The organism is Aestuariivirga sp., assembly GCF_044239095.1.
GTDB lineage: Bacteria > Pseudomonadota > Alphaproteobacteria > Rhizobiales > Aestuariivirgaceae > Aestuariivirga.
The window spans coordinates 18933-33624 of sequence record NZ_JBIICB010000408.1; the positions used below are offsets into that span (position 1 = coordinate 18933).

The window sequence follows — 14692 nt, forward strand, 5'->3', positions numbered from 1 at the left end:
GCGGAGGAGACGGCGATATGAAGTTTTGGCAGCTTTTCGTGGTTGGACTTGGTCTTACGGTGCCGTCTTTAGTGACTGCTGCAGAGACGCCGCCAACTGCAATCTACGCCCCTCAAAGCGATATCGAAAAAGCTGCCGCTGCCGCGCTCGACAAACACTGCGCTCGTTGTCACCAAGATGGCAAATTGGTCAATCGGCAAAAGCCTGCGAAAGCTTTGGGCAACATCCTCCAGCTTGACCAAATCGTCTCCAATCCGTCGTTGATCCAGCCAGGAAATGCTGAAGGCTCGCGCCTCATCCAGCAAATCGTCAACATGGACATGCCTTATGACGTCTATCAGGAAGGCAACCTGTCCTATTCCTCACCCACTGAGGAAGAAGTCTCCGCCTTGCGGAATTGGATCGCAGGACTGAAACCTCAGTGCGACGCCAAGCCTGTAGCTTTCAACGACATCATCAGCATCATGGCGGCAGATATCGGGAAGTTGCCCGAGCATCGTCGTGCGGACACACGATACATTACACTAACGCATCTTGCTGCGACCTGCACTTCTAAAAAGGACATGGACGTCTATCGTCAGGGCGCAGTGAAGCTTTTGAACAGTCTCAGCAAGTACTCAGACGTCCTCAAGCTGGAAACTGTTGACCCTGAGAAGACCATCCTGCGGGTCAACCTTGAGGACTTGGGTTGGGAGCCCGAGATGTGGGAGGAACTCGTCAGCCACTATCCCTATAGCCTCCGTCCTGTTAATGGCCAGTTTGATGCACTGGCAGGTACGACCCTCACGAAGGTGCCTTTCATAAGGGGTGACTGGTTTGCGTTCACTGCCTCACGTGACCCTATCTACAGCAAGATCCTCAGCTTGCCTGACACGTTCAAAGCCCTGCAGGCTCTGCTAGCAGTAGACGTGGATATAAACATTGCCAACTTCAAGGTGAAGCGGGCGGGTGTGCAAAAGTCGGGGGTCAGCCGCAACAACAGGCTCGTTGAACGTCACCAGATCGCTACAGGGGCTTTCTGGACCTCTTATGACTTCGCTGGGAACAGCGGACGGCAGAACCTGTTCGAATATCCGCTTGGACCTGGCGGTGATTACGGTTTTGTCCATGATGGAGGAGAGAGCATTTTCAATCTGCCAAATGGATTTCAGGCCTATTACCTGAACGACGCCAATGGCAAACAGCTCTTCAAGGGCCCTACCAGCATCGTGCAAGACTTTTCACATCGTGACATGGCGGTGACCAATGCGATTTCTTGTATGGGCTGCCACAATCAAGGCATGCGGAACATTACTGACGAGGTCGGCGCTCAGGCGGCTGCGAACAAGGCCTTCCCTGTAAAAATCAGAGAAGAGATCAAGGCGCTCTATCCGCCATCCAGTGAGATGGATGCTGTCATAGAGGCGGATCGTAAGCGGTTCACAGACGCAATGGTGAAGGCGGGCCTTGATCCGCAACTTACTCTGAATGGCGTAGAAATGGTCACGGCTCTGTCGGCTAGATATGAGTGGGACCTCAATCTCACACAGGCTGCTGCTGAATTCGGCGTCTCTGCGGATGAGATGAAAGATGCGATGATCGCAAGTGGAGGGATGGGCAAATCTATCGCCCTCAGGCTTGATCAGGGCATTGTACCCCGTGATCAGTTCGAACCTGTCTATGGTCAGGTCGTTGAGCGCATCATAGACGCAGAGTTCATTCCCGCCAAACAAGTGATCGGCGTTGCGGAACTCAAGACTTACGTAGCGCCAGTGGAACCAAATGGCGAAGTTCTCCGCAAGATTGAGCCTGTGGCTAGCGAGGACCTGAAGCTCAGTCTCTACGCCGACAAATCCAGCTACATGATCAACGACAAGCCCGTATTCACCGTGATGTCGGATCGTGACTGCTACCTAACCCTGGTCAACATTGATGGCGCTGGAGTCGGGACGGTCATCTTTCCGAACAAGTTCCAGCAGGACAATAAGATCACGGGCGGAAAAGACTTCTCATTCCCAGCAGCCGATTCGAGCTTTGACTTTAAGTTCACAGAGGTCGGCAAGGAGTCGGTCATCGCGGTCTGCGACGCGACGGGTAAGGCTGTCGCGATTGAGCATGCCTATGCGGAGAATGCCTTCACACCTCTCGGCGAAACACGCTCGGCTCTCCGGAAGATTGAAGTGACAGAGCGGCCGAAAGTAGCTGACGGTGGCAATATGAACATACCTCCTGCGACGTCTGGCGTCGGGCGGGCCGCTGTAATTCTGGCTGTGAAGTGAGGTAGCGATGGCAAAGTGCAATATAACAACTGCAGCCGTCATCTTCGCATCGCTTATGTTTGCGCCACTTGCCGCTTACGCGGAGGACCTTTCCACCCAACAAATGATTGACGCCCTTCAGCCAAAAAAGAAGGGGCTGACCAGATCACTAACAGGCAAGACACCTGAAACCTCACCTGAAGACCAGCAATTCATTGATGGCTTGAAAGGGACAACGCGGGCCATTGTCGTAGAGGAGCGCAAGAAGCTCGTAGAAGTCGTCGAAAAATACGACATGCCCAAATTCGATATGGAGATCTACTTCGACTTCAACTCCTCCAATATCGCACAACCAGCCATACCGAGCCTTATCAAGCTGGGGCAGGCTCTTACAGATCCTTTATTGGCTCAGCAGAGCATCATTGTGAGCGGTCACACCGATGCGGTCGGTTCTGACGGGTACAACCAGAAGCTCTCAGAGGCCCGCGCTCAGTCAGTCAAAGCGTTTCTCGTCGACAATTTCCAAGTTGATCCGCAGCGTTTGATTGCCGTGGGATATGGCGAGGAGCAGCTAAAGAATGCTGCGATGCCTGATGCGGACGAGAATAGGCGGGTTACAGTGGTCAATGTCACGATGTGACACACAGAGACATGCATAAGCAAGCAAGCAAGGAAACTTTACTTTATTATACGATCTCCAAACGCCAGAGAGAGCTAGACCAATGAGAACGCGAAGCCAGACCGTTGTCGCTATATTCGTAGCCTCTGTGGTTACGCTCCTCCCACGTGAAGAAACTTTCGCATCAACATTGAAGCCTTGCACGGGGCCAGTTGAACAGTATAATAATTGCTCAGCCGCCAGCACATCCTCCGATGGCTTTAAATATACTGGCGAGTGGCGCAATGGCTTACCCGAAGGAAGCGGTGAATTGCTGTTTCCAGATGGCTACCGATACGTCGGTACATTCTCTCGCGGTAAACGCAATGGTTTGTTCGTAGCACGCTACCCTAGCGGTGAAAAACACGTTGGCATGTATATCGAAGACAAACCCGAAGGCGTCGTGATTCTGTATAATCGTGACGGAACAACCTCGACTGTAGTAGTGTATAGTAATGGGCTAGAAAACAGCAACGAAACCAACACGCTTCGAGAGCAGTTACAAGAGGCTTTGGGGGCCGCGAAATTAAGTGATTTCGAGACAGCGCTTGATATATGGTTGCCCCTAGCAGAGGCGGGCAATGCAGAGGCGCAGTACCAAATAGCAATAATGAATGAACACGGCGAGGGAATACCTGAGAATAAAATCGCGGCACAAAATTGGATGAAAAGGGCTGCTGAACAACACCATCCCAAAGCGCAGCAAATTTTAGGGAATTATTTGTTTCACGGTACCGCGGGCGAAGTAGACAAGCAACAATCTTACGCTTGGATGCTAGCAGCTGCCGAAAACGGGGTAATTCAAGCACAGCGCGAAACCGCCATGAATCTCCTGGATGGCGAGGGCGTGAAAAAAGACCAGAGGCGGGCGATTTACTGGTTCTCGGTTGCTGCGCTTAACAGTGATCTGTATTCGGCGCTTGAGCTTGGGAATCAATTTGCGGGTGGTAAGCTGACGAAACGCAATGACCTGAGAGCCTACCAATGGTATTATATTGCGAGCGGATATCAAGGACCTAACTATAAGAACGTGGAGTTTAAAGATCGATATGCTTCGCCATTGGCTGAAAAGGAACTTGAGCGCCTTGCTAAAAAGCTCAAAAAGTCTGACGTAGACAAAGCCAAGCAACTGACCGACCACTGCCTTCTAGAGGAGAGCATGGATGCTGCTTTCAAGACGTGCGGTCTCGATATTTTTAGGTAACAGCGTTATTGCGGCTCCTCTGAGTTTTAAGTTCAGCACGAACGCAGCACTCTCTGAGACCAAGCCGAACATCGAAAGTGAATTTTTTAGAAGTTACTTGGAGCGCAGATACTATATAGCTGCGAAGCTAGGCCGAGAATTGTTTGTTAATGGACTTCAAAAGCAGGAGGAAGAATACAATTTCAATATATACATTGATTCCCTCATCTATACTGCTGATTTCGACAATGCGGAAAGTGCAATCACTCAGAAGCGAGACTACCACAAGGCGCTGGCCACATATGAATACTCAAGAGTAGGCGCAATAATAGATGTCCAGATGGGAGACATTTATCGTACTAGAACGCGCTGGCAAGAAGCAGAGATTGCTTACAAGACCGCCATAAAGACAATTCAGAAGGTGTTCGGCAGCATCTCCAACGATTTCGAGACGGGATTTTCTGATCTTCCCCAATACTTTGTGCGTGCCTCCAACGGGTTGGCACTTATAAAACTGCAGCAGTATCAGATATCCCAAGCCAAAAAATTGTTCAGACGAAGTATTCAAGTTGCAATAAACCGCCCGAATACGCTCGACAAGATGATTGGGCATAATGACATTCCACTAGCGACGACGTATCTGCATTTAGGTCAAGGCCTACTTGTTGCGAAAGAGTATGATGATGCCATCTCGATAACTAACGATGCACTGGATTTGGTGCAGGGTATTAGTGGCTTGAGTCCTGCGTTTTCCGCTGAGTACCTTCTAATAATAGCTAAATCATTAGCAGCCCGCGGAGATCGTGAACAGGCAGCTAAGACGTTTGAACGTGCAATAGCAGCGGGTCAAACAGATTCAGCCAACTTCGGGATGATACTTGTTGAAACACTGGTAGAATACTACCGGTTCAGCAAAGACTCTGCAAGGGCAGACGAAAATTTGGCTGAGCAAGCTCTTAAATTTGCGGAGCAGCTTTTTGGGACTTCTAGCATACAGGCTGCGCGATGCAAATTAGCGATACTCGAAACGTCTGAAGATGCACTCGCAGCGTCCCAAGAGTCGGATTTTGATAGATTGCTGGAGATATTTCGCAGAGTTTACTCGGAGGACTCAGCAGATATAGTGATGTCCAAGCTCCTCTATGCAAAGCATCGGGCAATCAACAGGCTGCCTGATGAGGCGCTTAAAATACTTGAAACAGTTAGAATAGAGGCAGCGGCCCGCTTCAATAATTACACATACGTGATGTCTCTAATACCCGAGTCACGAGAGACATTTTCGAAGACATTTTTGGCGGCACAAATGTCAAAGAATAGCGCTGCCGCGAATGCAGTTATGGAGAATATGTCCCGATCAATCATTGCAGACGAATATGGCAAAACACTTCTGAGAGCCTATCAAGGCCAGAAAGCAGTAGTAGAGTTACACCTGAATAATTTGAGCGCGTTTAGTGCGAACGCCAAGGAACAATCCGATAGTAAACTGGAATTCCAAGAACTCACCGACGCGATTTCCCGCGAAGAGCTTAAACTCCGAGACCTAGAAACCGAACTACGGAAAAGACACCCGGAGTACTTTGATTTTACTAGGGCTAGCAATATTGAATTTGAAGAGGCAAGGAGACTTCTTTCTGCCGATGAAGCGCTTGTTTTAATTTACTCTGACGATGGGAGGCGTGGCGATTACATCTGGGTCATAACGAAGGAAGCTGAAAGGTGGCTCAAATTGAATACAGAGCCGCGCGAGATCGAGTCATCGGTATCACGCCTAATTTCCCAGTTGACACCGAATTCTAGTACGACAGTGGATGTAACGTTAGCTTATGAGCTTTATCAAAAGACGCTCGGTAGCCTAGATAATATATTAGAAGAGAAATCTCATCTCATTTTTGTGCTTGACGGTCCGTTAGCGTCGCTTCCGCCACATGTGTTCGTTACAAACGATCCAACGGATCAGGAGCTGAAGGATGTTGAGTGGCTAATTAAGAGGCACGCAGTAACGATACTTCCCACCGTTCGAACTCTTTCACTGCTACGCGAAGACTCTATACCCAGTATTCCACTCAAACCTATGCGAGCCTATGCCGACATCATATATTCTCCTGATGGAGAGAGAGGAAATGTTGTATTTGATCAACGAGCAATAGCCGATGTCTTCACAGATGGCGTAGCAGACGCGAGCCTACTTGCGAAAGCAAGTCCATTACCTGCTACCGGCCCAGAGGTAAGATCGGTCATGGCAACCCTTGGAGGCAGCAATGAAGATATTGTGAGCGGAAGAGCTGCTACTGAGCTTGATGTAAAGCAATCAAACTTGCTTGACTACCGCGTCATCTACTTTGCAACCCATGGTCTACTGGCAGCAGAAGTAGAAGAATTGGCGAAGATGAGGGCGGAACCAGCACTTCTGCTTGCTGTTCCACAGCAGGCCTCACCCCAAGACGACGGCCTGCTGACTGCATCCGAGATTACTCAACTCAAACTCAATGCTGACTGGGTCGTACTCTCAGCTTGCAACACTGCTGCAGGTGGCAAGCCGGGGGGAGCTGCTCTTAGCGGCCTAGCGCAATCCTTTTTGCACGCCGGCAGTCGAGCCCTTCTGGTATCTCATTGGCCCGTCGATGACGAGGCTACTAGAACGTTGATGATCAAGTTATTCGAATCGTATAAAGTGGATGGAAGTATCGGCGCAGAAGCACTGAGATCTGCGATGCTCGGTGTGATGACCGATGTAGATCATCCAGATTGGGCAAATCCGACGTACTGGGCGCCGTTTATTATTGTGGGTGAACCACGGACCAGCACTCAATAGGTTAGGCTTGAGGCGCATGGTTTAGGACAGCTATATTAATTCTTCACACGCTCAGTGGTCCAGACGTTCTATACCTACAGTAATACTTTTCTCATTAACTTGGAGTTCGCTATTTGGCGGCTGTCGTGTCAACACGACACTTCTCATCACTGCTCAGGCACCAAATAGACCTCAGTCGTCAAGTCGCTATTAGTCCACGGACGCTGATCGTTCTTTGTCATCTTGGCAACTTCCGCCTTCACCCTCGTCATCACCGTATTGATCTCCAGCCCTTTCGTGGGCAGGTGCTTGAGCAGTGCTGTGGTAAATGGGCTGTTGGTCATGCCCTCGCCATCTGCAGCGACGTCACCTGGCGCTGTGGAAAAGGCGACAAAAAGGCCTCCACCTTCAGCTGATATTGGTGCAAGGCCCTGTTCCACTGAAGCCGCGCGAGACGCAGATAGAGATCGCTTCAATGAACGCGAGAATGGATTGTCCCTGCAGGCATCCAAGAGGACAACGCCGACCTTGTCCAATCCTCCCATGAAATTGGTGATCGTGGAGACATTGATGAGCTCAAAGCTGATTGCTGTCTCATCTTCCACCACAGCGTCCACAGGCACGATATAGTTCTCTCCAGCAATCTGAAGTCCGTGCCCAGCATAGTAGAGCAGAGAGAGATCAGCAGTTTTCGCTGACTTTGCGAACTCACGAACCTTTGCCACAGTGTCAGAGTTACTGAGGTCGAGACCTTTAATCACCTCAAAGCCTAAAATTGTCAGAGCAGATGCAACTGCTTCAGCGTCGTTGTGAGGATTGGCCAGCACAGGCGAGTGCCGGTAGTTGCTGTTGCCCATGACGAGTGCGACCTTCTTCTGGAGCGGAGTAGAAGGAGATACAGGTATATTGTTCTCAGCCGTCTGATCGTTAGCGGACGATGTGTCTGCAGTTTTCTGTTCTATTTTGATGCCAAGCTGAGACTGGCACGCCTGTAATGTTATACCGAGTGCATCAGCTTGCCTACGGGCCTCAGTTGCAGAAGCGGTGGAACTCCAATCTGTTCGGTCAGAATTCAGAGACAGCTCACAAATCTCGGAGAGCGAAAGCGGCTTTGGTGTGGGAGGATTAACTTCGACTACTTTTGGCGTTTGAGATGACGTTGCATTTAATGGATCAAGACCAATTGCTACCCTACAGTCATCTATGGAGAGCTCACGGCGCTTGGCTTCAGCCATTAGATTAACATTTGCATTGCTCAACCAATTATCTCGCTGTGTGTTGAGCAATTGGTAGCACAGGTGATTTTGCGCAATTCCCACAAATAGATGGGTTTCTTGAGGGGGCGATGGTACGGATGAACCACCATCATCGTAGGATTTACTGGCTACGGATAGTCCGATAGCAACCCTGCAATCATCCACAGATAGGCCACGGCGCTTGGCTTCTGATACATTTGGATCTGAATGAGCAGATGAACTCCAACCTGACCGATCATAACCCAGAGCGCCGAAGCAAATACTTCTTGTATCGCGATCAACTGTTGACTGCACGATGGTGGGAGCAACTTGACGTGGCAGCCCAATCGCCACCCTGCAGTCATCCACAGATAGGCCACGGCGCTTGGCTTCTGAAACATTTGGCTCTGAATGAGCAGATGAACTCCAACCTGACCGATCATAACCCAGAGCGCCGAAGCAAATGCTTCTTGTATCGCGATCAACTGTTGACTGCACGATGGTGGGAGCCACTTGACGTGGCAGCCCAATCGCCACCCTGCAGTCATCCACAGATAGGCCACGGCGCTTGGCTTCTGAAACATTTGGATCTGAATGAGCAGATGAACTCCAACCTGACCGATCATAACCCAGAGCGCCGAAGCAAATGCTTCTTCTGTCTCGCTTAGCAATTGTCTGTTCGTCTTCAGATAATCTGGCTAGCAAGCCGCTCGTTATCTCGCCGTTCTGTGCGATACCAATCCGTGACTGAAAGGCCTTAACAGCCGCAATCGTGCCTGGTCCTCGCTGTCCGTCAATCTCACCAGAGTAGAGATCCAGCTCCTTCAGCTTTGTCTGGGCCTGCTTGATATCGGAAACCTCTTTTTCACGCCCTTCCTGCTGCTGTTTCTTCAGCAGTGCAATGTCGCGCTCGGCGTCTAGTAGCCTGCAGTCATTGGCTTCTTTGTCACAGTCTGCCAATACGCGCCCATTTGCGTCCTTTTGCGAGTTATAGCCCCATCCATAATAACAGAGTTGCTTGGACTGACTTACCGCCATTGCCCGTGCCTTTGGCTTTCTGGCAAGCTCCTTGTAGGCGTCATGACAATCGACGAGATCCGCTCGTGCGGTCAGTGAGGAGGTAACGATCCACAGACCAGAAAGCAGGGCGGCCACTACTAGGGATGTGAGATGTCTTGAGGCTGGCGGCATGAACCTATCCAAAGCGGAAGCAACGTCATTTGAGTTTTCACGATATGTGGGACCCAAGCCACTGTAAAGCCACGCTCCGAGACGTCAGCAAGCCATCAGAACCTCAACGCAATGTCGTGTGACACGACAGGGGAGACGGGGCTCAATGTTGACGAATTGCAAGGGAACTAACCTTGGAAGTCAGACTACGATCAAGGGTTGTTCACACCATCTCGACCGCTGCACGCAGTTGATGTTCGCCCACCTCAATGTATCTCTGGGTTGTGGAAATGTTCTTGTGACCAGCCAGCACTGCGAGCACCCTTACGCTTACACCCTTTGAAGACAGCGTTGTGATAAACGATCGCCTGCCACTGTGGCTGCTGGCGTTGCTCAATCCCGCCAGCTTGTAGAACCTTCCAAAGACTTGGACGAGGCTGTTCGGTGACATCGCTTTTCCCCACTTGCTGACAAACAGTGGTTCTTCACCATTCCTGCTCAGCAGCCGCGCATACACACGCAACTCTTCCTGCGCTTGCGCATTCAGCAGCACTGTTCGTGCCTCGCTGCCTTTGGTCTGATCTTTCGTTAGCCTGATGCTGTCTTTCACAGTGCCATCTGCCTCATAGACATCGCAGACCTTCAGCGCCGCTATTTCCCCAACACGCATGCCAGCGAGCAAACTCAGCATGAACATTGCTCTGTCCCTGCCGCTGTAACTGCGCTTGGCGATTGCTGCCAGCACCCGCTTAATGTCTTTGTCGTTCAGCACCTGCGCTTGCTTCATTGCTACTGCTCCTGCTTCATAACGTTTTCGCAGCAACAGCATGTTGTCTTACCCAAGCATGAGCAACCTGAAAGACAGGGACATGATCTTGTTGAATTTCAATGACTTAGCGGTTGGATAATAGAACAGCAATTATGTTATGTTGCGTAATGCGTTTATCAGGCTCTGCGGATTTGTGATCAACGGGAGGGAGTGAGAAATGGCTGGTGATTTGACGATCATTACGTGGCGCGAGCAGTCTTCTATGGCGAGTGCTTGGACTGAGTATCTGTGCGTGAGGCGGCTTGGGAATGGCAAGGCACGGCTAGAGATTTGTCAGTACGAAGCACTTGCTGAGAACAGCTTCTATGATGACGACGGCAACGAGCTCCCTGTGCCAAAGCAAATTGACGGTAAAGTGGTTGCTGGCGTTGAAGATGGCTATGTCGTTGGTGGTGATTTAGCCTGCAATGACGTAACCGACGTTGCACTAGCATTAGAATTTGAGACTGGGAACAAAACACTCGTCAACGGATGGCTCAGCGATGTACGTTTTGATCTGAGTAATGACGAGCTGAAGCAACTATGGAGTGCCGCTGCCTGATGCGGAACGCTGACATTTTGTGCAATCAGCCTGCTGTGATGTGCTCGTTAATCCCAGCCAGAATTGAACAGTGCATTTAATTTGAGAACAATTTCGTCACGGGCTGCGGTGAGCATTCTTTGATGTTCATAGTTGGATTGCGTTATTTGACCAAAGTCGCCTTGTAGTGTAGGGCTGGCGACAGTTGATGCGACAACTTCATTCAGACCCTCGTTGATGATATCGTAGTCTAAGGACTTTCGCAGAATGACATCGTACGCCCATGCGAGCGTACGCATTTCAGCTAGGATGACTTCATCCAGTTTGAATTTACAAGCGACATACGTGCCATATGTCATATCCAGCATTAAGTCATTTGGCTCACCTTCAAATACAACGAGTGAATATGCGTCCTTTGAAAATATCTGATGCTGAAGTGTAAAGAGGCCGCTTGGTATTCCTCGTGTGAATGACGGCACAGCTCTCAGTTTCTTAGCATACGGCGCTTTCTTGTTTGATTTCCGCTGGCTGTCATAAAGGACTTTGCTGCTCTGCGTTTGTTCCAGCGTACGCCAATCAGGTCGCTTGCCTGTATTGGTGTCGTGCAGCAAGGCGCACTTGTATTGGTGGTAGAGGGACATTCCTTATCCGTGCCTTTTCATAGCGGTCTCTTAATGCGCTCAATGGGTGCAGTGGACTTTGTTGCTACGGGACGGAAATGCTTAAGTTAAGCATTTGCATGGTGGCCTTTGATGGAAGGAAGAGCTGCTTTTGGAAGGCAGAGGTCGCTTGGAAACAGGCATCACTTTGATCACGAATAGTCACGTATTATCAGATACTTAGTGGTTACAGTCACTATACTACAAATATACTACACACCTATTGTGCTTGCCTAATTGTACTGATATTATTATATTATTTGAATGATCCGAAGCACTCCGAAGGCAGAGGTCACAGGTTCGAATCCTGTCGGGTGCGCCAATTCAATCATAGACATAGCATTCAATCGACGAAGCTGGTCGCCCCCAGTGTCCGGAGTATGTCCGGATAATGTGTTCACGGGGAGTTCCTGCAACCTCGACACTGAAAAAGAAATCCCCGCCGCGGCTGGCACCGTGGCAGGGACAAAATCGAAAAACCTAGCACGGCCTCAATATCCCGCCTTGCGCGCTTTCGCAAGATACCGCGTCGACTCCGCCCTCATGGTGGAGGTAATCGGATGAAAGAGCCCCTTATCAAGAACCGGGTGCGGCTCGATTTCATGCGATCCGAGTCCCTTCGCGTGGGCGGCTGGTCTCCAGAGCTTCGGACCTATCTCCGGAAGCACCGCATCAACCTCGAAGACTGCAGCGCGCACGCCGGTTATTTCAACGTCGCACTTGTGAAGTTCTGGACGGGCAACGACGGCGATCGGGCCTTCACCTTCGATCCGGAAGGGCAGCCGGCCGCGATCATAGAGGCGCTGCTTTTCGACAAGGACCGCGAGCCCTTCGTTGCTGACCTGGTGGCATGGCCTATCAATCATCCCCTGGCATTCGTGACGGCGCTTGGCCTCAACGACGGTGCGGACGTGCTCGGGCCTCAACACATGGTCAGGCGGGCCGGGGTGCCCCTCGTGCTGCACCGGACGCCGCTCGCCTGGCTGCAGGCCGGTTGCCAAGGTTGCGTGCCACTGAAGCCCGGTGCGCGGCACTGGCTGCACAGGGCGGGCGGCCCGTTCATCACCGACAGCGTGGAGCACGGCCTTGAGCTGCGCGAGCTGCTGGACCTCATCGGGCCGCAGACCAGGCGGCACGAAATCCTTGTGCCGACAGGCGCACGGAGGGCCGCCGCATGAACGCGATGGATGGATTTGCTCAGCTCGAAGAGGCGGTGAAGACGATGGATCGAAACCACGGCGGCACCGCGCGCGCTGCGAAAGAGAGCAATCGAAAGAAGGCGGCCTTTGTGTCCTCCGCGGCCGACCTTGGCGAAATGGTCTTCCCGGAAATCAAGTGGATTGTCCCGATGTATCTTCCCGAAGGATGCACAATTCTTGCCGGACGCCCGAAGCTCGGCAAGTCATGGCTGGCGCTGGACATTGCCCTCGCTGTAGCGCGGGGCAGCTACTGCCTGGGGGACATCAATTGCCCGAAGGGTGACGTTCTCTATCTCGCCCTCGAAGACAACCAGCGCCGTCTGAAGTCTCGGATCGATAAGGTTTCGCCGCCACACTGTGACAATCGATGGCCGCATGAGTTGGAATATGCGACCGAATGGCCGCGCTGCGATGAGGGCGGCCTCGAAGCGATCCGCGCCTGGGTGGAGTCGAAAGCAAACCCGAGGCTTGTGATTGTAGACGTGCTGGCACAATTCCGCTCCGGACGCGGCGGACAGGAAAGCCTTTATGAGGCCGATTACCGCGCCGTGAAGGGACTGCAGGAGCTCGCTTCCCAATACGGCATCGCGGTCGTGGTGATCCATCACGTCAGGAAGGGTATGGGCGACACCGATCCGTTTGAACGGGTGTCTGGCACTCTCGGGCTCACCGGCGCTGCAGACACCACCATGATCCTCGACCGCGACAGCAACGGATGCACGCTCTACGCCCGAGGCCGCGACCTTGAAGAATACGAGCGAGCCTGCACCTTCGATCGCACAACGTGCCGGTGGACTGTCCAGGGCGAGGCATCCGAGGTGAGGCGCACCGATGAGCGCTCGCAGATTCTCGCAGTTCTCGAGGACGCGGACGAGCCGATGAGCCCGCAGGAAATCGCCATCATGGCGGACATGAAGCGCAACAACGTCGACCGGCTTCTCGGCAAGATGGCCAAGGATGGCGAGGTGCTGAAGGCGAAGCGAGGCCGGTACGTTCACCCCACAAGTGCCGATCTTACCGCATCTCTTACCTCTACCCCCGGTAAGAAGGGTAAGAAGGTAAGAAACGAAGACGATGAGGAGGACGGCGATGAGTGACCGTCTTTCTTACCTTCTTACCGATCATACCGGGGGTTTGGGTACGATACCGGTACGAAACGAGAAGCCTCCAGGCGCATCTGACCCCCGGTTCGAATTTCGCGCAATTGCGTGTGTGGTAGCCGCACCGGAGAAAAACCGGGGCTCTTGCCAAGACCCTTTGCCGCCCCTCCCATGGGGCACCCCTGACTCTTCCAGAGAGTCACTTTTGCGGGGCGGTGGCGCTACTGCGTACGCAATTCGACGGAATTGCAGAAGAAAACCCCGGGCGCTGCGCATTCTTTGGAAACATTGCCTTTCGAGGGCGGTGAGCTTCCTCACCTTCATTGCTAACCCAAGAATCGCCTCGCGCACGCGCGCAAGCGACCCCGTTTCGACCCCCCTTCAACCTCAGGAGAAAGTCTCATGAATGCTGACATCACCCAGGCCGCCGCTGCCCAGCACCGCACCGACGTCGAACGACTCTCGGCCGCGATCGCGGACTATCTGCAGGAGCTGCTGAACCAGGGCCACAACTGCGGAGCCGTTGCGGATGCTGCCGTGATGGCAGGCGCTTCGCTCCGGCTGCACGCGTCCGGCCCGCTGGCGACTTCGCAGATCCTCTCGACTCTCGCCAAGCGCTTCGCGGTGGACGCCGTGACGGATTGGGCGCTGCGCGAAGCGGGCCATCGCCCGAGCAATTGACAGAAACGGCGAACCGAGCCAAATGGGGGGTGCGCGCGAACTGCAGCGTCACGGCTTTGCCGGTCTAAGCGTTCGCCGCACCTCTCCCGCCACTGGCCATAGCCGGGGCATGAGGCCGAAATCTTCCTCTCGGTTTTCAACTGGACAGGTGCGACTTGCGCGACCTTCAGCACAAAGAGAATCTTTCACCTATCGTCTCCGCTCCGGTGGAGCTTCGCTTCGCTCCGGGTGGCACCGAAGGCGAGGTGACCGGCTACGGCTCGGCATTCGGCGTGCAGGACATGCACGGCGATGTGGTGCAGTCCGGTGCATTCGCGGCAAGCCTCGCACGCCACAAGGCAGGCGGGACCATGCCCGCGATGCTGTGGCAGCATGACCCGGCGGAGCCTGTTGGCGTGTGGCAGAGCGCCGTCGAGGACGCGCGCGGCCT

Annotated in this window: 12 protein-coding genes; 9 read left to right on the forward strand and 3 right to left on the reverse strand. The window is 52.6% G+C overall.

Annotation, left to right across the window (positions count from 1 at the left end):
• Positions 1 to 17 precede the first annotated feature (17 nt).
• The 4 genes from ACILRA_RS22100 (at position 18) to ACILRA_RS22115 (ending at position 6890) form a co-directional block, all read left to right on the forward strand.
• A complete protein-coding gene (locus ACILRA_RS22100) occupies positions 18 to 2258 on the forward strand; it encodes a DUF4384 domain-containing protein (protein WP_395664194.1) in 2241 nt (746 codons plus the stop codon).
• A 7-nt stretch (positions 2259 to 2265) separates the two neighbouring features.
• The gene (locus tag ACILRA_RS22105) at positions 2266 to 2877 is read left to right on the forward strand and encodes an OmpA family protein (protein ID WP_395664195.1); all 612 of its coding nucleotides are present in this window, start codon (positions 2266 to 2268) and stop codon (positions 2875 to 2877) included.
• A gap of 82 nt (positions 2878 to 2959) precedes the next feature.
• Entirely contained in the window at positions 2960 to 4099 is a 1140-nt protein-coding gene (locus ACILRA_RS22110; RefSeq protein WP_395664196.1) for a hypothetical protein, read from the forward strand.
• Complete coding sequence (locus tag ACILRA_RS22115) at positions 4059 to 6890, forward strand: CHAT domain-containing protein (protein WP_395664197.1); 2832 nt, start codon at positions 4059 to 4061, stop codon at positions 6888 to 6890. Before ACILRA_RS22110 ends, ACILRA_RS22115 begins: the two co-directional genes overlap by 41 nt.
• 146 nt (positions 6891 to 7036) lie before the next feature.
• Here the strand turns inward: ACILRA_RS22115 and ACILRA_RS22120 are convergent, their stop codons facing one another.
• Together ACILRA_RS22120 and ACILRA_RS22125 are read right to left on the reverse strand one after the other, a co-directional pair.
• Complete coding sequence (locus tag ACILRA_RS22120; protein ID WP_395664198.1) at positions 7037 to 9295, reverse strand: caspase family protein; 2259 nt, start codon at positions 9293 to 9295, stop codon at positions 7037 to 7039.
• A 202-nt stretch (positions 9296 to 9497) separates the two neighbouring features.
• Complete coding sequence (locus ACILRA_RS22125) at positions 9498 to 10061, reverse strand: tyrosine-type recombinase/integrase (RefSeq protein WP_395664199.1); 564 nt, start codon at positions 10059 to 10061, stop codon at positions 9498 to 9500.
• Between the two features lie 199 nt (positions 10062 to 10260).
• On the opposite strand from ACILRA_RS22125, the gene ACILRA_RS22130 reads away from it, so the two are divergent.
• Positions 10261 to 10644: a hypothetical protein gene (locus ACILRA_RS22130; RefSeq protein ID WP_395664200.1), complete on the forward strand. Its 384-nt coding sequence runs from the start codon at positions 10261 to 10263 to the stop codon at positions 10642 to 10644.
• 47 nt (positions 10645 to 10691) lie between these two features.
• Here the strand turns inward: ACILRA_RS22130 and ACILRA_RS22135 are convergent, their stop codons facing one another.
• Positions 10692 to 11264: a hypothetical protein gene (locus ACILRA_RS22135; RefSeq protein WP_395664201.1), complete on the reverse strand. Its 573-nt coding sequence runs from the start codon at positions 11262 to 11264 to the stop codon at positions 10692 to 10694.
• A gap of 578 nt (positions 11265 to 11842) precedes the next feature.
• On the opposite strand from ACILRA_RS22135, the gene ACILRA_RS22140 reads away from it, so the two are divergent.
• The 4 genes from ACILRA_RS22140 to ACILRA_RS22155 form a co-directional block, all read left to right on the forward strand.
• Positions 11843 to 12460, forward strand: a complete 618-nt coding sequence (locus ACILRA_RS22140) for a hypothetical protein (RefSeq protein WP_395664202.1) — start codon at positions 11843 to 11845, stop codon at positions 12458 to 12460.
• Positions 12457 to 13578, forward strand: coding sequence for an AAA family ATPase (locus ACILRA_RS22145; protein ID WP_395664203.1), 1122 nt, complete (start codon positions 12457 to 12459; stop codon positions 13576 to 13578). Before ACILRA_RS22140 ends, ACILRA_RS22145 begins: the two co-directional genes overlap by 4 nt.
• Before the next feature lie 405 nt (positions 13579 to 13983).
• Positions 13984 to 14262 (forward strand): hypothetical protein, encoded by a 279-nt coding sequence (locus tag ACILRA_RS22150; protein WP_395664204.1) that lies wholly within the window; start codon positions 13984 to 13986, stop codon positions 14260 to 14262.
• A gap of 155 nt (positions 14263 to 14417) precedes the next feature.
• Positions 14418 to 14692: HK97 family phage prohead protease (locus tag ACILRA_RS22155; RefSeq protein ID WP_395664205.1), on the forward strand; the 275-nt coding region annotated here is incomplete at its 3' end.

Coding starts and splice junctions, on each gene's coding strand:
- ACILRA_RS22140 (WP_395664202.1), top strand. CDS start 11,843: ATGAAAGAGCCCCTTATCAAGAACCGGGTGCGGCTCGATTTCATGCGA.
- ACILRA_RS22110 (WP_395664196.1), top strand. CDS start 2,960: ATGAGAACGCGAAGCCAGACCGTTGTCGCTATATTCGTAGCCTCTGTG.
- ACILRA_RS22135 (WP_395664201.1), bottom strand. CDS start 11,264: ATGTCCCTCTACCACCAATACAAGTGCGCCTTGCTGCACGACACCAAT.
- ACILRA_RS22105 (WP_395664195.1), top strand. CDS start 2,266: ATGGCAAAGTGCAATATAACAACTGCAGCCGTCATCTTCGCATCGCTT.
- ACILRA_RS22115 (WP_395664197.1), top strand. CDS start 4,059: ATGCTGCTTTCAAGACGTGCGGTCTCGATATTTTTAGGTAACAGCGTT.
- ACILRA_RS22130 (WP_395664200.1), top strand. CDS start 10,261: ATGGCTGGTGATTTGACGATCATTACGTGGCGCGAGCAGTCTTCTATG.
- ACILRA_RS22150 (WP_395664204.1), top strand. CDS start 13,984: ATGAATGCTGACATCACCCAGGCCGCCGCTGCCCAGCACCGCACCGAC.
- ACILRA_RS22100 (WP_395664194.1), top strand. CDS start 18: ATGAAGTTTTGGCAGCTTTTCGTGGTTGGACTTGGTCTTACGGTGCCG.
- ACILRA_RS22145 (WP_395664203.1), top strand. CDS start 12,457: ATGAACGCGATGGATGGATTTGCTCAGCTCGAAGAGGCGGTGAAGACG.
- ACILRA_RS22125 (WP_395664199.1), bottom strand. CDS start 10,061: ATGAAGCAAGCGCAGGTGCTGAACGACAAAGACATTAAGCGGGTGCTG.
- ACILRA_RS22120 (WP_395664198.1), bottom strand. CDS start 9,295: ATGCCGCCAGCCTCAAGACATCTCACATCCCTAGTAGTGGCCGCCCTG.